At 52.0% G+C, this 21,134-nt stretch carries 17 protein-coding genes; 8 read left to right on the forward strand and 9 right to left on the reverse strand.

The window, feature by feature from the left end:
- Nucleotides 1–2: 2 nt before the first annotated feature.
- The 4 genes from HNR65_RS15100 to HNR65_RS15115 form a co-directional block, all read right to left on the reverse strand.
- The gene (locus HNR65_RS15100) at nt 3–3,146 is read right to left on the reverse strand and encodes a DEAD/DEAH box helicase family protein (RefSeq protein WP_220128409.1); all 3,144 of its coding nucleotides are present in this window, start codon (nt 3,144–3,146) and stop codon (nt 3–5) included.
- Between the two features lie 111 nt (nt 3,147–3,257).
- The gene (locus HNR65_RS15105; RefSeq protein ID WP_181552359.1) at nt 3,258–3,707 is read right to left on the reverse strand and encodes a type II toxin-antitoxin system death-on-curing family toxin; all 450 of its coding nucleotides are present in this window, start codon (nt 3,705–3,707) and stop codon (nt 3,258–3,260) included.
- Nucleotide 3,708: 1 nt separating this feature from the next.
- Nucleotides 3,709–4,725: a DNA-binding protein gene (locus tag HNR65_RS15110; protein WP_181552360.1), complete on the reverse strand. Its 1,017-nt coding sequence runs from the start codon at nt 4,723–4,725 to the stop codon at nt 3,709–3,711.
- A gap of 1 nt (nt 4,726) precedes the next feature.
- A complete protein-coding gene (locus tag HNR65_RS15115) occupies nt 4,727–7,366 on the reverse strand; it encodes a DNA methyltransferase (protein WP_220128410.1) in 2,640 nt (879 codons plus the stop codon).
- 12 nt (nt 7,367–7,378) lie between these two features.
- On the opposite strand from HNR65_RS15115, the gene HNR65_RS17860 reads away from it, so the two are divergent.
- The 5 genes from HNR65_RS17860 (at nt 7,379) to pgi (ending at nt 11,946) form a co-directional block, all read left to right on the forward strand.
- Complete coding sequence (locus HNR65_RS17860) at nt 7,379–7,903, forward strand: hypothetical protein (protein ID WP_220128411.1); 525 nt, start codon at nt 7,379–7,381, stop codon at nt 7,901–7,903.
- Nucleotides 7,904–8,128: 225 nt separating this feature from the next.
- Nucleotides 8,129–8,341: a hypothetical protein gene (locus HNR65_RS15120; RefSeq protein WP_181552362.1), complete on the forward strand. Its 213-nt coding sequence runs from the start codon at nt 8,129–8,131 to the stop codon at nt 8,339–8,341.
- 73 nt (nt 8,342–8,414) lie between these two features.
- On the forward strand, nt 8,415–9,071 hold the full coding sequence (locus tag HNR65_RS15125; RefSeq protein WP_181552363.1) for a flavodoxin family protein: 657 nt from the start codon (nt 8,415–8,417) through the stop codon (nt 9,069–9,071).
- Between the two features lie 136 nt (nt 9,072–9,207).
- Nucleotides 9,208–10,224, forward strand: a complete 1,017-nt coding sequence (gene glk / locus HNR65_RS15130) for a glucokinase (protein WP_181552364.1) — start codon at nt 9,208–9,210, stop codon at nt 10,222–10,224.
- A 93-nt stretch (nt 10,225–10,317) separates the two neighbouring features.
- Entirely contained in the window at nt 10,318–11,946 is a 1,629-nt protein-coding gene (gene pgi, locus HNR65_RS15135; protein WP_181552365.1) for a glucose-6-phosphate isomerase, read from the forward strand.
- Nucleotides 11,947–11,986: 40 nt separating this feature from the next.
- Here pgi and HNR65_RS18055 read toward each other — a convergent pair whose 3' ends face one another.
- Both HNR65_RS18055 and HNR65_RS15150 read right to left on the reverse strand, forming a co-directional pair.
- Nucleotides 11,987–12,529 (reverse strand): peroxiredoxin, encoded by a 543-nt coding sequence (locus HNR65_RS18055; RefSeq protein WP_232364799.1) that lies wholly within the window; start codon nt 12,527–12,529, stop codon nt 11,987–11,989.
- A 111-nt stretch (nt 12,530–12,640) separates the two neighbouring features.
- A complete protein-coding gene (locus tag HNR65_RS15150; RefSeq protein WP_181552367.1) occupies nt 12,641–13,513 on the reverse strand; it encodes an RNA polymerase sigma factor in 873 nt (290 codons plus the stop codon).
- A gap of 387 nt (nt 13,514–13,900) precedes the next feature.
- On the opposite strand from HNR65_RS15150, the gene HNR65_RS15155 reads away from it, so the two are divergent.
- Nucleotides 13,901–15,367, forward strand: a complete 1,467-nt coding sequence (locus HNR65_RS15155; RefSeq protein WP_181552368.1) for a dihydrolipoyl dehydrogenase family protein — start codon at nt 13,901–13,903, stop codon at nt 15,365–15,367.
- 12 nt (nt 15,368–15,379) lie between these two features.
- On the forward strand, nt 15,380–16,102 hold the full coding sequence (locus HNR65_RS15160; RefSeq protein WP_181552369.1) for a TVP38/TMEM64 family protein: 723 nt from the start codon (nt 15,380–15,382) through the stop codon (nt 16,100–16,102).
- 109 nt (nt 16,103–16,211) lie between these two features.
- On the opposite strand, the gene cooS is transcribed toward HNR65_RS15160, so the two are convergent.
- The 3 genes from cooS to HNR65_RS15175 all read right to left on the reverse strand — a co-directional run bounded on the left by cooS (nt 16,212) and on the right by HNR65_RS15175 (nt 20,019).
- On the reverse strand, nt 16,212–18,089 hold the full coding sequence (gene cooS, locus HNR65_RS15165; protein ID WP_181552370.1) for an anaerobic carbon-monoxide dehydrogenase catalytic subunit: 1,878 nt from the start codon (nt 18,087–18,089) through the stop codon (nt 16,212–16,214).
- A 15-nt stretch (nt 18,090–18,104) separates the two neighbouring features.
- Nucleotides 18,105–18,707 carry a 4Fe-4S dicluster domain-containing protein gene (locus tag HNR65_RS15170; protein ID WP_181552371.1) on the reverse strand — a complete coding sequence of 201 codons (603 nt, stop codon included), beginning with the start codon at nt 18,705–18,707 and terminating at the stop codon, nt 18,105–18,107.
- Between the two features lie 76 nt (nt 18,708–18,783).
- Nucleotides 18,784–20,019 carry an NAD(P)/FAD-dependent oxidoreductase gene (locus tag HNR65_RS15175; RefSeq protein WP_181552372.1) on the reverse strand — a complete coding sequence of 412 codons (1,236 nt, stop codon included), beginning with the start codon at nt 20,017–20,019 and terminating at the stop codon, nt 18,784–18,786.
- 659 nt (nt 20,020–20,678) lie between these two features.
- Between HNR65_RS15175 and HNR65_RS15180 the strand changes: the two genes are divergently transcribed.
- Nucleotides 20,679–21,119 carry an Hsp20/alpha crystallin family protein gene (locus HNR65_RS15180; protein ID WP_181552373.1) on the forward strand — a complete coding sequence of 147 codons (441 nt, stop codon included), beginning with the start codon at nt 20,679–20,681 and terminating at the stop codon, nt 21,117–21,119.
- The last annotated feature ends 15 nt before the right edge of the window (nt 21,120–21,134 follow it).

The raw sequence follows: 21,134 nt of genomic DNA on the forward strand, positions 1-21,134 counted from the left end.
GATTAGTCATTCAGCTCGTTAAAAATTTTTTCAATATATTCCGTCTGTTTTTCTTTCATGAACAATATATGCATTTTTTCTAAATCTTTTTGAGTAAGCCCCCATTGAAGCTGCGCAAAGGGTGTCCAGGAGAGAATAAAGCTGTTTAGAACAACTTTTGGATTTCCAAGACGTTTTTCAACATCCTTGATGCGGCTGTGGAACTGCACCTTGTTGCTGCCGGGGCCTTCATGCATAAGCCCGTGGGGTTCGATAAAGTTAACATACTGTTTGTCCCCGGAAAGCAGCCACAGGATGAAATCCGGGTAAAAACCGCCGGCTTCAAAGAAACCGACACCTTTGCGGCTGATATTGCGGAGCAGAAATATTTCCTGATGATTTTCCTTTAACCGGTCTCCGTTCTCATCACACCAGTCTTTCAGGTCCTCTACAAACCGATACTCGCTTTGATTCAATGCAACCGGAAGTATCGATATTCTGCCCCCTTTTCGGACATGAAACAGCGGCTGGAACAGGTGTCGCCCCCATTTGCACGTTTTGAGCTCGCCTGGTGTATCCATTCGGGTCAAAATTTCTTTCTTGTTCTCGATTTCCAGTTTGATTTGTTCAATCTGCTGGATTAGCTGGGTTTCATCACCGTCGACCACGAGCTGGTATTCTTCATCGCCCGGAAGGTTGCCATCGGTTTCATTGATTTCCCGGAGTTCCAGGCGGGGTTCGATGTACTCGCGTTTGCGGTAATTGTACAGGCATTCGCAGAGGCGTTTCAGCAATTCCGCGGCAACCTGCTGCAGTAGCACAATGCCATTGTAGTCGTTGGGATGCAGCCGGGCGGTGGGTATATAGAGTGTATACCATCTTGGATTTGCCAGTAGCGACAGAATGGCCTTTTTGGAGATGTTTAAGTTGTGCCAGCTTCTCTCCCTCTTGAACCGTTCAAGTTCGAAATACAAAGCATCCGCATCAAGGAAGGCGATGTGTTGGTTTTCCAGTTGGGCTTTTTCTTTTTGGGATTCCTTGGCTCTGCCTCGGGATTCGATTTTCTGAATACGGGGGTACCAGTCCACCACCACAAAATGGTTGTCCACCGTTTCCGGCAGGTCATCGATCATGGGGACAGGACCGTCTTTTTTAAAATCATATTCCCTGCCATCGGTATCTTTTCGTTTGGGCCGCAAGGTTTTTAACCGTTTGCCGAAATCATAGGTCACATTCAGGGCAACGGTAATGGTCTGCCGTTTTTCATTGCCGGGAAGGCCTTCTTCTTTCAGATAGGCCCGGAATCGCTCCATGAAATCGGCTTCAATGCCAAAAACATTGAGTGTTTCCAGATCCTCGATGAACAGGGGCCGCTTGAAATTCAGGGAATGCCCGCTACGCTTCAAAGACCATTGATATCCTTTCAGCCGAACCCCACGGCCGAACAACTGGATGATCTGAGCGCCTTCGCTTTTGCCCACATGCATCAATCCCATGGTGCTGACCCGCCAGCAGTCCCATCCCTCGACAAATTTTTTCGATCCGATCAGCAGATTGACAGGCGAATCCGAAGATTTTACGGAAGAAAACATTGATTCGGCAAAGTCACTGTCGCCCACCTCGATGTTGGTACACACCTCGGCACAGTGATGTGACAACCCCAAGGCATCGCCGACATTGATCAAGCCGAAAGGATCATCTGCGGTTCCGAGCTTCAAGGCAATCTCTCCGGATTCCCCCTTGATCCGTGAAAGCGACAGTTTTCCGCCGGCCGGGTTGTTAAAGAGCCGCCCCATAATGTCCCGATACAGCGAATCAATCGCATCCCGGGGGTTAAACGCCTTTAACAAATAGGAAAAGGCATTGTGGAAGATATCATTGCCGTCACTGTCGAGCAGTCCGGTATCCTGGCCGGAACGGGTCAGTATTTCTAAAATGTATTCCTTTGCCGATTTGGGGTCAGCGGTGAAATCGGCGATAAACTGGATAATCTGGGCCACGTCCGCGGCGACGTTTTTTTCCAGTTTGCTGCCCTTGGCCTTGCTCACCGTGCTGCCCACAAACACCCACAACGGTTTTTCAATGTGAAACGGCTGAAAATCGATCCGGTTTTCCTGGTAAATCTTTAACTGCTGGTAAGATTTCAGCAGACAGGCGGTCAGGTAAAGGTTTCTTACCTGTTGAAAGGATGCCGGCAGGTTCAGGATCTTATAGTCTTTTCCGAAGCCGTCTTCGTAAAACCACCGATAGGAATAATCGAAAATCACCGTTTTGGCATAGCTGTTTTCAAAATCCTCGCGTTTGGAGGCGATCACTGCCTGTTCAAAGGTGGCCGAATATTCAAAGGTAAATCCCTTGGCGCATAGTTCCGCCCGCCGTTTAAACCAGGCGCCTTCTTCCGTGCCGCTCATTCCCCGGTGGCCTTCATCGACCAGCAGGAGGTTTTGCTCGGTCAGTTCCCGGGTTTCAACCGTGTTGGGTCCCTTTTGATCGGCCAGCTTGGTGATTTCCAAAATGTCGACTCGGTCCAGCCCCCTGGCGGCGCTAAACACCCCGCCCCGGTTTTCCAGGTAAAACCCGGCATCTATTCCACTTTCTGCCAATTCCCCTAAATGCTGCTCGCTCAGACTTTCATTCGGGGTAAGCAAAATCACCCGTGACAGTTTATTGCTTTTGCCTGTTTGCTCGGCGTAATGCCGGTACTGGAGAAGATTGGCATGCATGAGCAGGGTTTTGCCGCTGCCGGTGGCACATTGAAAGCAGAGCTTGTTCAGATCATCTTCGGTGTAAGGCGGGACATCGGCAAAATCAGGCCAGTGTTTGTTGAATGTCTCAACATACTGGTTCAAATCTTCCAGCAGCTTGGGGCGGTCGTTGAAATAGCGGTCCAGGTAAATTTCGGAAAACAGCAACCCCAGCCATTGAAAGTATTTCCAGTGAACCGTTCGCTGGCGTTTCCGGTTGATGGCCAGGGTGTGGCGGACAATGTTTTGTTCATAGGTTTGCAGCAAATCTTTTGAAAGCAAGCAGTTGGCATCCCAGAACAAGGAGCTGTCCACAAAGTTATGATAGAACTTGTGCATGTTGTCGCTGCCCAGCCCCTCCATGCGCGGGTCCTTGATAAGTTCGGTCAGCAGGTGAAACGGCCGGATTTTACGGCCGTTCATACGGTGTTCCTGTAATGGATTGATGCCGAAAAGACTGATCAGCCACTGATTCAGCAAAAGTTTATTGGAAAATTTATGCGCAGGTTTTTTGGATTTCTTCTTTACCATGTATCAGTAATCCTGGTCTTCTTGGTTGATGGCGTGCCAGATTTTCAATTTTAACGCCTCGTCCTCTTCATCCCCGGATAAAATGGCCGAAATGATTTCCTTGAGCAATTCCTTGTCAATGGCGCCGGTGGCCACATGGTAGCTGATGTTTTCCATTTGGTATAAGAACTGTTTGACGGAAAAAAGATAGCCATTGATGAGTAGAAATTGGGCGCACAGGGTGATGGACAGCCGTTTGTTTCCGTCCTCGAAGCAGTGAAATTTATTCGCGCAGAAAAAAAGGTGGGTCAATTTGTCTTCGAGCGTTGGATAATATTCATCGTTTTGGATATGCTCCAGAACCCCGGCCAGTTTCTGTTGATCAAGCTGGCCGATTGATCCTCCGCCGCTTTTTTCAACGGTTTTGCGGTGAACGTCCACAGCTTGTTCGATGGTGAGATAATGAAGTGGCAAGTTACCGGTCCTTTAAGCGTTTGAGCACATCCTGGGCTTCTTCCAGGCGTTCGGCCAACTCTTTGCTTTTCTCGCCGAGAAACCGTTCAAATTCGCTGGCCTGAAGCGGTGCGATATATTGTTCAAGTTGCAGATGCAGGGCATCCCGAAACGCCAGGTCCCGGCTGGCCATTTTGACCCGGGCCCGTTCAATCAACGGTTTCCAATGCGGCTGCGCTTCAAAATGCCGGAACAGTTCATCGACCTCCCAGGAGTCGAGCTTGCGGCCCTTTTTTTCTGAAGAGGCTTTCAATAATTCCGCAAACCCGTATTCATAGGCGGCAACCAGATCAAGGATTTCGGTGTAGAATGTATTTCGGACCTTTTCCTTTGCCTGGAGTCGCAGGATTTTCCGATACTCCTGGGCCTTTTCCTTGAAAATGCTCACATAGATCTTGTCGGTATAGAGTGGATATTTGAAATTGCCCATGTCCACGTAATCGCGCAGGGCATCGGTAAATATCTTCCGGTAGTTTTCTTCGCTGAACCAGGCATATAGGAAATCTTCGTCCCGCTGGTTGATGTATTTGGTCCCCCCGCCCGTCCGCTTGTTGATGGTATCAATAACGATGTCCAGTATGGTTTGCCGAAGCAACCGGGCGCGCTCGCTTTCAGTAATCAGCATGGCGAGGTTTAAGAATGCGCGGAAATTGAAGATGCCGATCTGGGGAGTTTTGTTACCGACATCAATGTCGGTAACAAATTGCTCTTTTACAGCCATCTTAAAAGATTTCAGGCGTTTTCCCCGCAACACCTCGTATCCGTTTTGGGTCAGTTCCTCCCCGTATTTTTCGAGATAGCGCTCGATGGTGCGAGTATCCACCTCGAAAAAAGCGGCCACCTGTTCCTTGATCAGGCAAACGGTGCCTTCAAAATGGATACCTTTGATCTTTGTGGCATTTTGAATTTCGGTGACCGCGTAGGAATTGTTCAGGATGTTTTGCCGGTCCACCGGGGATTCGGTCAGATCTTTTGCCATGTTACACCTCCCGGGTATCCCACATGCGACGCATGAATTCTTCTTCAATCAGGCGGACCTGCCAGTTTTCTACTTCCTTGCGCAGGTTGGGCAGGTTGTTGCCGCCGTTGACATAAATGGTGTCAAATTCCAGGTCCCGGGAGTTGCTCCGGATTTTGGAAAACCATTCATCGAGCATCAGGTTGTCTTTTTCCGGATCACCGGTTAACTTGCGCCAGACGATCAGCACCTTTTCCTTCTGCCCGTTGTCAGGATGGGACGGGTCCGCCGGCACCCAGCCTTGGATTTTTCGGAACCACCAGGGGCCGTTTTCGTCTTGCTTGAGTTTGCCGTCAACAGCCAGGCGGGATTTCCCCCCTTCCGGCAATTCGGGGTCGGGCTGCCGGATAAATACGGCGTCAAATGCCCGGGGGGCATCCGTGTGAATGACGCGCAGACCGATCAGGTAGTTAAAGGTTTCTATAAGATCCACATGGCGCTTAACGTATTGGTCGCTTCCCGGAATTTTGACCTTGAGCCGGTAGGCGCATGGATCAGTGAAGGCATCAATATTGAGCAGGGACTGGCTCCCCCGGGTTTCCACATCCAGCATGTAATGTAGCAGATAGTCTTCTTTCAATGCCGGATTATCGGCAAGGACCTGATTTCGGGAAGGATTTTCATCCGTCTTCAGATTGTTGAGCGTGTCTTCATAGGATTCCAGTCGGAGATATTTGAAACAATGGGATACGCCGGAATCCCGGGAAGTAGGCTTGCCGTCTTTCCAGGAATCGGAATATACGACTTTCTGGATGCGGGGTTTTAACACCGTGTCGAAATAGTCGCCCATTTCGACGAGGATGTATTTGCGGTTGCCGTTGTCTTTGCGGTTGAGATTGATCACTGCGTGGCCGGTAGTGCCTGAGCCGGCGAAGTAATCTATGCATATGCTTTTTTCATTATTTTCTATGCCTGCAACACTAATACAATCTTCAACTGCATAAATTGATTTAGGATATGAAAATGGCTGGTATTCTTTGAAAAAATGTTTGACCAAGCCTGTTCCGTGTTCAGTTGCTGAATATCTCGATGTAATCCATGCCGTTGTAGGGGTAACTCCCGAAGGTTGACGATATTTATAATATATGATTATGTTTCCGTTTTTTTTCTCAGCTTTCAATTCATTAACATTTTTTACTGCCGTATCAATGCCCCATCTCCAATTCCTTTCAACCCCATTTTCATCTATTGGGTAAACGACATCTTCATTTGATTTTGGTTCTTCTAAAACTTCCCAGATTTCTTTATCTTCATCCCATCTTAGTTCGGGCAACCTTATATTTGATCCACTTACATAGAATGGAAAATAAGATCTTCTCGCATCCTCCCTTCTCGAATTTGACCCTCTTTTCCTCAACAACTCCCACATAAAACTCCCTAATTTATCTTTTTGCTTATACCTTTTATTTTGCTGCTCGTTGCGTGGCAATTTATCGATGGTGATTCCCTTACGATGTGAAGCAAAAATTGCATATTCATGAGCAACTGCAAATCCTGTTGGAATCGGTCGCCCTGATGGATTGTTTCTAATGACAACTGTACCAAGTATAGAGTTAGAGCCATAAACATCTTGAACGATTGAATTTAACTCCTTTTGCTGAAAATCATCAATAGTTGCACATAGAATTCCATTTCTATTTATCATTGGTAGTGAGCAGATCAATCGATCTGAGAATAACGAATTCCAAGACGATACTTTGTAATTATTTTTGTAAATGATTGGTGCCGCATCAGTGTTATATGGTGGGTCAATGTAAATACATTGTATTTGTCTTTTATACTTTTCTAATAACAACCCTAAGGCCTGAAAATTCTCTGAATGAATCAGCAGCCCGTCGCACTGTTCATCAAAATCATCTATTGAGGCTATCAAACGGGCTTTAAACCCCTCACCGAAAAACCGCGTATCCACTAGCAGATAGGGATTGGCTTTTAAGAAATCCTCCGTTACCGGTGCCGTATACCCGGGCCGACCCATCCCCTCGATGCCCTTTTCCGCCTCCATCTCATCGATGGCAAACAGCCGTATCCATTCTTCTCTTTGGGCATCGTTGCCGGCGATTTCGGGGTACAGTGCTTCGGGAATGCGATCCAGGGTGATACAGTAGTTGGTCTCCACCACGAATTTCTTTTTCAGCCAGAGTTTTTTCTGGAAATCCTCCAGCTGGGCCATGAGATCGATCAGTTTATGGGCGATTTTGCGGATAATGCGGATTTTGGAAAGATAGGTTTCCACGCGCGGGGCATCGGCGTTTTCAATGTCATCGAGGTGCATGACCTCGTTTTTGATGTAAAAATCAAGCTCCCGGCGTAAAAAACCGCCAAGGTCCTTGTGAATAAAATAATCATAGGTGTTACGGGAGGTGTACTGGTTAACATATTTCGCCAGAAGCGGGCGTTTCTTGTCCTTTGCAGTGGGCGCCGGGATGGTGAGCAGGCTGTAATAGGCTTCCGCGCCTTTTACGTTTTTCAATTCGGCAAGGATGGTATCAACGGCTTCGGCCTTTCGTTTTTCCCGCCACACACTTTCCTGCCCGGTTTTTTCCGGGTCCGGCCGGTATTCGAACTGAAGCACCAGTTCGCCGGATGCATCCAGTTTCACCGGTTCATCCCGGTGAATGATAAAATAGCGGGTGGTGGCATCCGAGGCCTTGACATTGCCGTGTTCGCCTTCGGTGGCCTCAACGATTTTGAAATGCAGGGGCATGGGGGTTTCGGATTTGCCGAATACCCCGGTTTCTTCTTCCTGCACTTCTTTGGCCTTCCGGATGCCCACGGTAAAGCTGTTAAAATATTCGGCCGTTTTGATGTAGTACTGGTCGGCGTTGGCCCAGTGAAGCTTGACCTCTTCCCCGTTGTAGGGAATGGCGTACGGCGCGGCTTTTTCATCGGTTTCCCGGGCATAGTAACGCCGGGAAATAAAGTCTCCGCTTTCATAATACCGCTCGAAAAACCGGTACAAATGATCATAGATTTCGGTTTCCGCCCGGGCCGTGTCTGCTGCCGCTTCCCAACGGCAGCGGGCTTCGCGTACCGCATCGGTTTCTTCCGGATTCGGTGCTCCGTATTGCCGGGCGGTTTCAACTGCGCTTTCGTACTCGGCTTTCAGTGCCGCCTGCTGGCTGTTATCGATATGTGAAAATTCGGCTTCAATGATGGACATCAGATCCTTTTCAATAAACTGCGTCACCTGGCCGGCCTTGGCGTGCATGATTTTGTAAAAGCCGAAATCGAGATCCGGCTGATTGAGCTGAAACAGCTCTTTTAGTTTACCAATCAGTCGCTTGCGCAGTTGTTCTTTCGTGGGCATGGAATCTGAACTCCTCTGGGAAAAATGGTACTTCCGGATCAAGTGGAATTTTCATTGAAAAAAGAGGACAAGCACGCTCCTTTCATAAAGGCAACAAAACCTGAAAAGAAAGCAGGGGCAAATGTCCGAAAGTTTTGTGTACCATGGATAGCTATTGTTGGCTACAAATACGTCAACACCCGCCATAAAACTGTGCCATTCCTGTTTCCGGTACTTGATACATTGACCATAGCTTTTGAATCCGGGAAGTTGGGTTCGACCGAATGATAAGATTAAAGTTTGTAATTACGTAAGGGTATAGTTAATGTTGAGTAAACAAATTCAAGGCAAGGAGGTTCAGATGAAAGTTCTGGGAGTATCCGGATCACCGATTGAAAACAGCAACACAGACCGGGCTGTGAAAACCGTGCTGGAAGCCACGGGCGCGGAAACCGAGTTTTTTAAGCTCAGTGACCTTGAAATCGAACCCTGCCGGGCCTGTCTGGGATGCGTGGATACAAATGAATGTGTTATCGGCGATGACGGCAATATGCTGGCTGAAAAAGCCAAACAGGCAAACGGCCTTGTGGTCGGCGGGTATACCCCTTATTCGAGCATTGACGCCCGGACCAAGGTGTTTCTCGAAAGGCTGTATCCGCTTCGGCACAAGCATGGATTCATGAGCGGGAAATCCGGTGTGGCCGTGGTGACATGCGCGATTCCGCAAGACTGTGAAGGCCTGCCTCCGGCTTGCGAAAGCGGTGCCAACAGCATTTTTTATTACATGATGGAAGAAGGCATGAATTTTCTGGGATCCGTGAAAATCACGGGCAACATTCCCTGCATCCGCTGCGGCTATGGAGACACATGCGAAATGGCCGGACTGAAAATGATTTTCGGCCCGGAGGCAACGGTGGATACAGTGGGCGTAAACACATTTGAAGCCCAGCCTGACACTGAAAAGGCCGCCAGAGACCTGGGTGCCGGCCTGCGCGATGCCATAATGAAACAAGCCTGATCCTTGCAGGTAACATCAGAGGCGTTTGTTTTTGTCCTTGCGCTGGTTTGTGACTATGGTTTTAAATAGCTGCAGATCATACAGGTGTTATGTATCGTGTATAAATGTATTAAAACCAGGGGCAGGCGGAGCGCTTATGGGATATGGCAATGAAAAAGACATTACGGTTTTGGCCGGTGATATCGGCGGCACCAAGACAGAGCTGGCCCTGTATTCATCCCAAAGCGGTCTGCGCCGGCCTTTGGCAAAGGAAAAATTTTCCAGCAGGGATTATTCCGGCCTTGAAGCCATCATAGAAAAATTTTTGTCAGCCGTAGACATCCCTATTGACCGGGCCGCTTTTGGCGTGGCCGGCCCGGTTGTGGGCGGGCGGGCAAAAATCACCAATCTGCCCTGGGTTATGGAAGAAGCCGCACTCGCACAAACCATTGGGGCTCAATCTGTCTGCCTGCTAAATGATATTACCGCTTTTGCAAACGCGGTTGCCGTGCTGACTGAAAACGACCTGCACGTGATTAACAAGGCAAGTCCGGCAGCAGGCGGGACCATGGCTGTTGTGGCCCCGGGCACAGGCCTTGGAGAGGGGTTTTTGGTATGGGACGGGAAAGGCTACCGGGCTTTTGCCTCTGAAGGCGGACATGCCGATTTTGCACCCATAGGCCCCGGGCAAACCGGTTTGCTTGCCGACCTGTCAGACCGCTATGATCATGTCAGCTATGAACGCGTTTGTTCCGGCATGGGCCTGGCCAATATTTACCAATATTTCAAAAATACCGGGGTTACAGGAGATCCGGATTGTCCGGCCCGGAAGGTTCCTGCCGGCGAAGATCCGGTCCCGGAGATTATAAGGAGCGCATTGGACAAAGAACAGCCGTGCGGCCTTTGTGAAAAAACCCTTGAGATGTTTGTTACTGTTTTGGGCGCTGAAGCCGGAAACATGGCGCTAAAGACAATGGCCACAGGCGGTGTCTATCTTGGCGGCGGCATACCGCCCCGGATTTTACCGCTTCTGGAAAGCGAAAGTTTTTTAAACGCTTTTGTGCGCAAGGGACGGATGGCTGAACTCATGAAAAAAATACGGGTGTCCGTGATTCTGCATCCCGAGGCGGCCCTGCTGGGCGCGGCACGCCACGCAATGACGGCCCCCGGATAAGACAAAGGATACTGCGGGCCGGCAAAGATTTTCCCGGCTGCCATGGCATCCATGAGCAAGGTGCTGAAGTCAACAAGCAAAAGGAGTACAACCATGACCCCACACATCCCGTATCTCACCGCACGGCCGGCCTGGAAGGCACTGGAAAGCCACTTCAATGACATCGGTGACGTGCACCTGCGCACGCTGTTTGCCGACGATTCAGAGCGCGGCCGGCGTTTGACAGCCCAGGCCGCCGGCCTGTACCTCGATTACTCGAAAAATCGCGTCACCGATGAAACCATGGGGCTTTTGGTGGAGCTGGCAAAACAGTCCGGTCTGCAGGACCGGATTGCGGCCATGTTTTCCGGTGAAAAAATCAACATTACGGAAAACCGCGCTGTCCTGCACGTGGCCCTGCGCGCTTCGCGCCAAACCGCCATTATGGTTGACGGCGAAAATGTTGTTGATCGCGTCCACGCGGTCCTTGACAAGATGGCGGATTTCTCCGGCCGGCTCCGGAGCGGTGAGTGGAAGGGGCACACCGGCAGACCGATTCGAAATGTCGTCAACATCGGCATCGGCGGATCAGATCTCGGCCCGGTCATGGCCTATGAGGCGCTTCAGCATTACAGCGACCGGTCCATGACTTTCCGGTTTGTGTCCAACATCGACGGCACGGATGTCACAGAGACTCTCCGTGACCTGGACCCGGCGGAAACCCTGTTTATCGTGGCGTCCAAGACGTTTACCACCCAGGAGACCATGACCAATGCGCAAACCGCCCGTGACTGGCTGGTCAAGGGGCTTGGCGGCGACAAAGATGCGGTGGCCCGGCATTTTGCGGCAGTATCGACAAATGCCGGCAAGGTGGCGGAATTCGGCATTGACACCGCCAATATGTTTGAATTCTGGGACTGGGTCGGCGGACGTTATTCCATGGCCTCGGCCATCGGCCTGTCCACAATGGTTGCCATCGGCCCGGAGGGCTTTTACGGCCTGCTCGAGGGCATGCGGCAGATGGACGAGCATTTCCGCACCGCTGATTTCGGGCACAATCTGCCGGTGCTCATGGGGCTTTTGACCGTGTGGTACGCCAACTTTTTCGGCGCACCCACTGTTGCAGTTCTGCCTTACGAGCAGCATTTGAACCGGTTTCCAGCCTACCTGCAGCAGTTGACCATGGAGAGCAACGGCAAGCATGTCACGCTTGACGGCACTGCGGTTGATTACCAGACCAGCCCCGTGTACTGGGGTGAGCCCGGTACCAACGGTCAGCATTCCTTTTACCAGCTCATTCACCAGGGCACCCGGCTCATTCCCTGTGATTTTATCGCATTTGCCCAATCGCTCAATCCCGTGGGCCGACATCACGACATTCTTATGGCAAATGTTTTTGCCCAGGCAGAGGCGCTGGCCTTTGGCAAGACAGCCGGGGAGGTCAGGGCCGAGGGCACGGCTGACTGGCTGGTGCCCCACCGGGTCTTTGGCGGCAATCGCCCGTCCACCACGATTCTTGCCGAACGGCTCACCCCGGAGGCGCTCGGAAAACTCGTTGCCCTTTACGAGCACAGCGTTTTTACCCAGGGCGTGATCTGGGATATTGATTCATTTGACCAGTGGGGTGTGGAACTGGGCAAACAACTCGCCGCCCGCATCCTGCCTGAACTCGATACAAACACCGAACCCGGACACGACAGTTCAACAAACAATCTGATCCGGCGTTACCGGGAGATGAAATAACTGTCCGGGAGTGGGAAAAGTGATCAAATGAAATCGGCCATCACAGCTGTTCGTCGATTGCTTGCAAAAGTGTCTCTGTCTGGTTTTTTAAGAGAAAAATACCTTTGTTTTTCCTGTAGACGATCCTGCCGTCCTTGTTCACAATAATGTAGACCCGGCTGGCCACAGGCAACAGCCAATGGTCGGCATTGTAGATCCCGGTTATTTTTCCGTCCTCGTCTGACAGGAGCGTGAGATCGTCAAGATCGTGTTTTTCGATAAATTTCCGGTGCGATGCCACGGAGTCGTTGCTGATTCCCAGAACCCTGATTTGCCGCGATTCAAATTCGCTGATGTTTTGTTGAAACTCAACAAATTCAGCAGTTCAGTTTCGGCTGTCGTCTTTTGGATAAAAAGCGATCACTGCGCCCTGGTAATTGTCCAGTGTATCGCTTAGGCGCACAAGGTTGCCGTCCTGATCCGGCAGTGTGAAATCATGAGCAAAATCATTGATGTTATGGGGTTGTTTCTCCCCGCCCAGAGAAGCACAGGCGCTGAGAAATAAAAACAGAGTGAAAAGCAAAGACAACTTTCTGATCGGCATCAAGCCACCTCCTTTTTTTGTTTAATGGTTGACGGCGCCATATAGAATCAGACTTTGATTCAGCAGTAAATCCATAAAAATAAGCCCGCTGGCTCAAACGCTCAATTTAGCTCAAAGATTGAAAATCTCCCGAAACGCCTTTTGCTGCAGGATATCCCTGAGCCATCGGGTCGTATCCGGTGGATCGTAAAACGGCTGCTGCTGGTATAGATCTAAAAATGGTTCATAATAAAGTTTCCTGAATTGCTTGTATTTTTTCGTAGCCACGTCCTTGATAGGGGGTTTGGCAGGATGGTGGAATCTTAGTTTTTCCGGATCTGCCATTCCAAGACTGAGAAATGCGGTTACCTTGTTGGCGCAGCGACAGGGATTTTTCGGGTCGATTTGCCCGCAGAATCCGTTTACATGCGGGCTTATCTTTTTTCTTGCCCGGGAAAGTATCTTTCTGAAATTGACTTTTGAAACCTCCATGATTTGGCTTCCTTCGGTATCCGGGATACCGAAAATGCCGCCAAGGATGAAAACCATACGCTCCTTTCGGCTCAGGCACATGATCATTCCCGTCATGCAGCCGATTTTGATCTCTTCTTCAAGGAGTTGTTTTTCCGGATGGGAGCAGTACCTGTCTTCGGGCAATTTTTCAATAAGAGAGACATAGGTTTCAATGTCGCTGATCCTGTGCTCGAATTTTTTCTTCTTCATGCTCAGCACGTGGTTTACGGTTATCCGGTAAATCCATGTCCGGAACGCCGCCTTATCCGGATCATAGGATGGAAGCGCACGGATTGTCTTGATCAGGATTTCCTGGGTGATATCGCTGGCATCGTCGTGATCCATCACCATTTTAAATGCGATATTGTATATCCATGCCTGATGGCGCAAAACCAGTTTTTCGAGTGCAGACCGGGAGCCCTGCATGGAATCTTCTACGAGCTGCAGATCCGTTTCCCTGACTTCCCGTTTTTCCGTGAATATCTGTTCCATCCTGTCCCCGTACAAATTATTGATCCTGGCGGATCATTATTTTTTTGCCGGCAAGCATCAATCAATCGGGAAAATATGCTTTATAAAGATATCCATTGCAAGCTTTCAAAAAAAGTTCCCCGGAAGTGTTCCCCGCAGGCCGCAGCCCGGCACCGAGCTATAACACAAACTATTTCTGCCCTGATAATAGTTATACCTCTGGGTTAAACGACTGTGACAAATTATTTGTCCGGCTCATTTTTACCATCACAGTTTGTAAAAGACCTTACCAGAACCAAGTGAAGACAGAAAAACCTCAATGCCGTGAGATTGGTTTCTGGCATGTTTGTGTATCATGTTTACGATCTTTTAAAGAGTTCTGTTACGTAATTGATAGCGGGAGGCAATATGGCAAAGCCATACGATTATGACATCGGTATTATCGGCGGCGGGGCTGCGGGGCTGACAACGGCTTCAGGCGCGGCCCAGCTCGGGGCCAAAACCCTTTTGATTGAAAAGGAAAAGGATCTTGGCGGCGATTGCCTGCACTTCGGGTGCGTGCCCAGCAAGACGCTGATTAACTCGGCGCGGGCATATCATACCATTGTCAATGCCGGCAAACACGGATTGCCGGAGGTGGATGCGCCGCCCGTGGATTTTGGCTGCATCAGAGACCGGATAAAAAATGTCATTTCCACGATTCAACAGCATGACTCAGAAGAGCGGTTTTGCGGGCTCGGCGCAAAGGTTGAATTCGGCAATCCGGAATTTGTGGACGCGCATGCGGTTTCCTTAAACGGGAATAGCGTGTCTGCCAAAAAATGGGTCATTGCCACCGGCTCTTCTCCGGGCGCCCCCCCGGTGCCCGGGCTGGAGCAGGCCGGCTATATCACCAACCGGGAAATTTTTTCCCTGGAAAAACTGCCGGCATCCATGACGATCATCGGCGGCGGCCCCATTGCCGTGGAAATGGGGCAGGCATTTTCACGGTTGGGCACACAGGTGACCGTTATCGAACGGGCCGATCAGATCCTGGGCAAGGAGGACAAGGACCTGGCAGACGAACTGCTGGGGCTGCTTGCGGCTTCCCCGAACCTGACTTTTCACCTCAACGCCAAAATCTTATCCGCAAAAGATTCAGGCGGCAAAAAGGAAGTGGTGTTTGAAAACGGCAAGGGAGAGGAAAAACAGGTACATGCCGAAACCCTGCTGGTGGCCGCCGGCAGAACGCCCAACATCGGCGGACTGGCCCTTGATAAGGCCGGGGTCGATTTTACCGGCCGGGGCATTACGGTGGACGCCCGGATGCGCACTTCGCAGAATCACATTTTTGCCGCAGGCGATGTCACAGGATCGTTTTTGTTCACCCATGCCGCGGGATATGAGGGCTCCATCGTGATCGCAAATGCCGTTTTCCATCTGCCCAGAAAAGCCGATTACACCTTTCTGCCCTGGTGTACCTACACGGATCCCGAACTGGCCAGCATCGGCATGAATGAGAAAAGCGCAAAACAAGCAGGCATATCTTACTCGGTATGGCGAGAGGATTTCAAAGACAATGACCGGAGCCTGGCCATGGGCAACACGGCCGGACAAATCAAGATGATCCTCGATGAAAAGGAAAACCTCATCGGCGTCCAGATCCTGGGGCCCAATGCAGGCGATCTCATAAACGAATGGGTTGCGGTGGTAGCCGGCCGGGTCAAGCTGTCCACGCTGGCCTCGGCGGTTCATCCCTATCCCACCCTGGGCGAGATCAACAAGCGCGTGGCCGGCGCATACCTGAGCCCGAAAATTTTTTCCGAGCGCATGAAAAAGGGGCTGAAATTCTTTTTTGCCTTAAAGGGCAGAGCCTGCGGAAAAGACAATGAATAGAGAGATGCGCCCATGAAAATTCCGGATACCAAAAAACTCGCCGTTATCGGCGTGATTGTGATCATTGTCGTGCTGTTTTTCGCCCTGGACCTGCAGCAGTACATGAACCTGTCCTACATCAAAGAGTCCAGGGAAAATTTTCAGGCCCTGCTTGCACAATACCCTGTTCTGGTTTCAGGTGCGTTTTTGATCATCTATGTCGGGGTTACGGCGTTGAGCCTTCCGGGTGCGGCGGTCATGACACTGGCGGGCGGGGCTCTTTTCGGATTCTGGATCGGCCTTGTCCTTGTCTCCTTTGCCAGCACCATCGGTGCAACCCTTGCGTGCGCGGTGGCCAGATACCTGTTTCGGGACTGGACAAAACAAAAAATGGGCACGTGGTATGACAAAATCAATGCGGGCATTAAAAAGGAAGGCGCATTTTATTTGTTTACCCTGCGCCTGATTCCGGCAATTCCGTTTTTTGCCATCAACCTGGCCCTGGCCTTAACCGAGATGCGGCTATGGACATTTTACTGGGTTTCCCAGGTGGGAATGCTTGCGGGCACAGCCGTTTTTATCAATGCTGGCAACCAGTTGGGACAGATCAGCAAAATGGGCGACATTCTTTCACCCTCGCTGATCATCTCCTTTGTGATTCTCGGCATTTTTCCCCTTGCGGTGAAAAAAATCGTCAATTTTGTCCGGGCAAAAACCGGCAAAGCAAAGGTGGACCCGGATGCGGCAAAACTCTGAGGCCGCAGGGTGTTGGGGATCCTCAGGGATAAAGTGGCCTGAGGTCAAATCCTGCAAGTCAATCTAGAGAACCACCCAAAAACCACCGAGTACCCCGTTGCTTGCGAAATTACACCTCTGTCGCGTCCAGGCCCAGTTTCCGGCGCTGGTTTTCAATGTGGCCGCGGATGAGCACGGCGGCTTTTTCCGGGTCCGGTTCCACGGCGAATGTGGCCCCCACCACTTCGCCAAGCCCTTTTGTGAGCAGTTCCACCACGTTCATGCTGCCGGCAATGGGCGGCATGGGGCCCAGGACTGTATAAATGCCCGATGCCACCACATAGGCACCGATGGAAACGGCTTTTTCCGAGTACCACTCCGGGGCAGCCCCGGCCAGGGGCAGGTCGCTTATATCGGTTCCCAGGGCGTTGGCCAGGGCTGCGGCCAGCACCAGGATGCGCACATTGTCCACACACGAGCCGAAATGCAGCACCGGCGGTATTCCCAAAGACCCGCACACCTCCTTTAAGCCCGGCCCGGCATGGGATATGGCATCTGCCACTTTAAATCCGGCTTTGGCAGTGGCCACGGCCGCACATCCCGTGTCCACCACCAGGATATCGTTTTCAATCAGCCGCTTTGTCAGGGTCACATGGCCGTAGTCATGTTTGATCTTGGGGTTGTTGCAGCCCACAATGCCTGCGGCTCCGCGGATTTTGCCCGCCTTGATCGCATCGAGCAGCGGCTCGGGCGTGCCCCCTAAAGCCCCCACAACAGCTTCCACGGAAAAACCGCCCACTGCATCCAGCGGCTCCACCGGAATATAGGTCTCACCGCGATTGGCAAAGTTTTCAATGGCGGCTTTGACCACGTCATAGGCTTTTTTCCGCGCGTTGTCCGGGTGAAACTCCACGTGCTCCATGCCCGGAAACCGGGCCTTGTCGCTGGTGCTGATCATTTTTGTGTGATAGCAGGCCGCCACCTTTGAAAGCGCGGGCATGATGCACTGATAATCCACTATCATCATTTCAATGGCACCGGTGGCTATGATGAGCTCGGTCATCAGATGGTTGCCGGCCATGGGAATGCCGTGGCGCATGAGCAGTTCGTTTCCGGTGCAGCACAGGCCGCACAGGTTGATGCCTTTTGCGCCCTTTTCCTCGGCCAGTTTTGTCATTTCGGGATCCTGGCAGGCGGCCATGACCATTTCCGAAACCACCGGGTTGTGGCCGTGGACCACCACATTGACCTGGTCTGCCTTGAGCACCCCGGCATTGACCTTTGTGGGGGCGGGTTTGGGGGTTCCAAACAGGATGTCTGAGACTTCCGTGGCGATCATGGACCCGCCCCAGCCGTCTGACAGGGCGTTTCGCAGGCCGTGGAGCAGCAGGCTTTGCCAGCCGTTGTCCACGCCCATGTGAGTGCGGTGCATGGCCTCCGAGGTTTCCCGGTCAATGCCCCGGGGCATGATGTTGAGCTTGCGCCACAACTGCTGTCTTTTTTCCGGTGCCCGGGTAACAAGGGCCAGCTCTTTTTTGCGGGTGCCGAAATCCTCCTGCATGGCATGGGCCAGTTCTCCGGCAACTTGTTCCGGTGTTTTGCCGTCTGCGGCGATGCCATATTCGGCAGCCACGCGGTTGAGTTTCTCTGTATCCGTGATTGCATAACCCGGGGCCTTGTTTTCCGCCACTTCCGCCAGCACTTCCACCAGGTCCCGTCCGTGGTCCGAATGGGCGGCAGCTCCGGCTGCAATCATCCGGCACAGGTTCCGGGCCACGATAATATCGGCGTCTGCACCACATACGCCCTGCTGGGGGCCTTCGCCGAACGGATCGACCCGGCAGGGGCCCATGGCGCAGATCCGGCAGCTCAAACCCAGGTCGCAGAATCCACACTGGGGCTGCTGGGCCGCGTGGCGGTCCCAGACGGTTTCCACCTGGTCGGATTCCATTTTTTTGATCAAAAGCTGGCCGTCCTTGGTGATGGTATAGTTATGATGGTGCGTCATTGTCCCGTCCTCCCTTTATCTTGACAGGTTGATTTCTTTTTGGGCCCTTTTGATTGTGTTTAGCAGCGAAAAACCCGGGGCGTGGTCAGCCGCAATGGCTTCTGCGCTCATGCTGCGGGCCACCTGGTCGGTTTTTTTCTTCATGGCCGCATCCATTTCCTCAAATGTCAGCGCCCCGACCTTGCAAACCTCCACGCAGGCCGGAATCAGGCCCTTGTGCTGGCGGGCAATGCAGTTGTCGCATTTCACGGCAATGGTTTTGCCAGCAGGCCCCAGGGGATCGGCGTGGTACCGGATCACCCCGTAGGGACATGCCATGGCACACGATGCGCAGTTGATGCACACGTCCGGATTGATGAGCACGGTGTTGGTTGTGGTCTGCCGGTAAATGGCCCCGGGCAGGCAGGCCATCTGGCACGGGGCGGGATTACAATGCCGGCATCGGTTGGGAAATCCCTCGTCATAGAGGCCTGCACCCACGTGAATCCTGGGTTTGGGCCGGGGCGATTCGGAAATGGCTGAAATCAGGGCGCCGGTTTTCGAATGAGCGGCCGCGCAGGCGAGCATGCACTGCATGCATCCCACGCAGCGTTCGGGATGAACAATGACCTGTTTCATAAGCTTTCCTCCCTGCCGCATGAAGACGGCATATGAAATCAATGCGATCAATCAGCCGGATTGCCCGGTAATCCGGTTACCGGTCAAAAAGCCGGCTGACGTTAAAGCCCGGGTCCAGCAGGTGATGTGCAGATATTTTCACGGGCGTGCGGCTCTGGATCAGGGATGCGAGCACCCCTCCCTGTTCGATTTGATTGATCATGACAAATCCCACCAGGATTTGATCTTCGAACACAAGCTTGCGATAGGTTTGGCGCCTGTGGTCAGCGGCGGAGAAAAACCGGCAGGTTTCGTCTGTGTCCCTGGGGCTGACCCGGCCGGCTGTCATCACATCGGTGTCAAACATGCGGATCACGTTTCTGGAAAGGCTACCGCGGTAAGCAAGGTTCTGGCCGGCCATGTTGAATCCCGCCACCCGGCCCTGGGCCGCGGCTTCGGGCCAGATGGCGTTGACCCACCGTTTCTGGCGTGCAATATCGATGTGCTCGGCCACATCCCCTGCGGCATATATACCGGGTGCGCTTGTGGCCATGTGATCGTCGACCAGGATGCCCGCATCCGTATCAATGCGGTCTGTGGGAACAAACCCGTGGGCCGGAAACACCCCTTTTCCGATAATGGCCATGTCGCACGGGATCTGGCTGCCGTCGGACAGATGTGCGGTTTGCACCCGGCCGCCACCCTCAAAGGCGGTGACCGAAATTCCCGTGCGCACGGTCAGTCCGTGGTCACAGAGCACCTGCTGGATCATTTCCCCGGCGGTTTCATCCACCTGCATGGAAAGGGGATAGCCGGAGCGGATCAGCATGGTCACGGCAATATTTCGCTTCAGCAGGCTGTAGGCGGCCTTGAATCCCACGAGTCCGCCGCCGAGCACCAAAGCATGACGGGTATCGGCCAGGGCGGTGATCATTTCCTGTACCTGGGCGATATTGCGCATGAAAAAAATGCCTCCCAAGTCCAGGCCCTGCGCGTCAAGAGGCCGGGGATCGGCGCCGGCGGCGATCAGCAGTTGGTCATATGCGTGAGTCCCGCCGTCTTTTGTGGCCACGGTGTGGGCGGTGATATCCAGGGCTGTCACGCGGCTGCCGAGCGCGGGCGTGATGGAAAGCCGGTCGTAAAAGTCCGGCCCCCGGATGGGCAGCCGGGAAACATCCACGGCCCCTTCCAGAAGGTTGCTGATCATGGGACGGCAGTAAGGGGGATGGGTTTCGTCTGAGATCATGGTGATTTGGCCGCGGGCATCGATCTGCCGGATGGCTTCTGCGGCGGTGACGCCGGCAACACCGTTTCCGATAATCACGTAATTCATAACCGTGCCTCGGTAAAAGGAGGGTGGAAGGATAGCGTTTCAATCCACCGAATATAATTATAGTAAGTTAAAAGTCATTGAATTGCAACAGGGATTCATCAAAGCCGGCAGGCGGCGTAAACGGTTTTCGCATGTCAGCGGCCGGAGGCGGGTGTGATTGTCTGCGGATCGATTTGGCCGGTTGTCCCGGGATCCTGGCTGGAATTTCAAAAACTCGGGCTGGTCGCCCTCAGACAGTTTGAAATTCCGGACGCCAGACCCCGGGACAACCTTTGGCCAAACCGCTCCAATGCAGACAAACACACCCGCCTCCGGCCGCTGACATGGATGACCCCCGGGGAAGTTATCAACCAATAAAGAAATAAGTTCTTGATTTTACTAAATACTTACTAACTTCAAACTTAACACTGCCTGTAAAAAAGACTTCCAAGGAAGTCCAAGGGCGGGGTCGGTTTTTGAAGCGACATTGAGCGTTTACGGAAACCTCCGTAAACGCTCAGGAGCGAAAAAACTGATTTTTACGAGTGTGTCAAGTTTGCCCGGCAAAAAATTTCAGCCGTCCTCTTGAACAGGTTGCAAAAGTGATTATAATAAAGGTGAAAGCAAAGGATGATTAACAAAAACAAATTGTTAAATAAAAATAAAAGGAGGTGAACGCTATGGCACTGGTACGGTGGAATCCCTGGACCACGCTGCCCACTTTGCAGGATCGGATCAACCGGCTGTTTGAGGATGCGGTTCCGGCAACCGAAAGCAGGGAGGATGTCGGCCTGTTTGAATGGCGGCCCATGGTGGATACCTATGAAAAGGATGACGCCATTATGATCAAGGCCGAGCTTCCCGGCGTGAAAAAGGACGATATATCTATTGATGTCAACAATGGCGTGCTTTCCATCAAAGGAGAGCGCAGCCATGAAGACGATGTCAACGAGGAGAACTATTACCGCCGGGAGCGGTTTTACGGCAAGTTCCAGCGCGCTTTCACGCTGCCCGATAACGCGGATGCCGACAAGATCGAAGCCGGGTTCAAAGACGGGGTACTTGAGGTGAAAGTGCCCAAGACCGAGCAAAGCAAGGGCAAAAAGGTTGAGATCAAGTAAGAAGGTGCACGGCTG

The organism is Desulfosalsimonas propionicica (assembly GCF_013761005.1).
GTDB classification, from domain to species: Bacteria; Desulfobacterota; Desulfobacteria; order Desulfobacterales; family Desulfosalsimonadaceae; genus Desulfosalsimonas; species Desulfosalsimonas propionicica.

What these genes read in the sequence shown, in the direction of transcription:
- HNR65_RS15180 (WP_181552373.1), top strand. Translation starts at nt 20,679, where the DNA reads ATGGCACTGGTACGGTGGAATCCCTGGACCACGCTGCCCACTTTGCAG.
- HNR65_RS15155 (WP_181552368.1), top strand. Translation starts at nt 13,901, where the DNA reads ATGGCAAAGCCATACGATTATGACATCGGTATTATCGGCGGCGGGGCT.
- HNR65_RS15110 (WP_181552360.1), bottom strand. Translation starts at nt 4,725, where the DNA reads ATGGCAAAAGATCTGACCGAATCCCCGGTGGACCGGCAAAACATCCTG.
- HNR65_RS15170 (WP_181552371.1), bottom strand. Translation starts at nt 18,707, where the DNA reads ATGAAACAGGTCATTGTTCATCCCGAACGCTGCGTGGGATGCATGCAG.
- HNR65_RS15100 (WP_220128409.1), bottom strand. Translation starts at nt 3,146, where the DNA reads ATGAACGGCCGTAAAATCCGGCCGTTTCACCTGCTGACCGAACTTATC.
- HNR65_RS15175 (WP_181552372.1), bottom strand. Translation starts at nt 20,019, where the DNA reads ATGAATTACGTGATTATCGGAAACGGTGTTGCCGGCGTCACCGCCGCA.
- HNR65_RS15150 (WP_181552367.1), bottom strand. Translation starts at nt 13,513, where the DNA reads ATGGAACAGATATTCACGGAAAAACGGGAAGTCAGGGAAACGGATCTG.
- cooS (WP_181552370.1), bottom strand. Translation starts at nt 18,089, where the DNA reads ATGACGCACCATCATAACTATACCATCACCAAGGACGGCCAGCTTTTG.
- HNR65_RS15125 (WP_181552363.1), top strand. Translation starts at nt 8,415, where the DNA reads ATGAAAGTTCTGGGAGTATCCGGATCACCGATTGAAAACAGCAACACA.
- HNR65_RS15160 (WP_181552369.1), top strand. Translation starts at nt 15,380, where the DNA reads ATGAAAATTCCGGATACCAAAAAACTCGCCGTTATCGGCGTGATTGTG.
- pgi (WP_181552365.1), top strand. Translation starts at nt 10,318, where the DNA reads ATGACCCCACACATCCCGTATCTCACCGCACGGCCGGCCTGGAAGGCA.
- glk (WP_181552364.1), top strand. Translation starts at nt 9,208, where the DNA reads ATGGGATATGGCAATGAAAAAGACATTACGGTTTTGGCCGGTGATATC.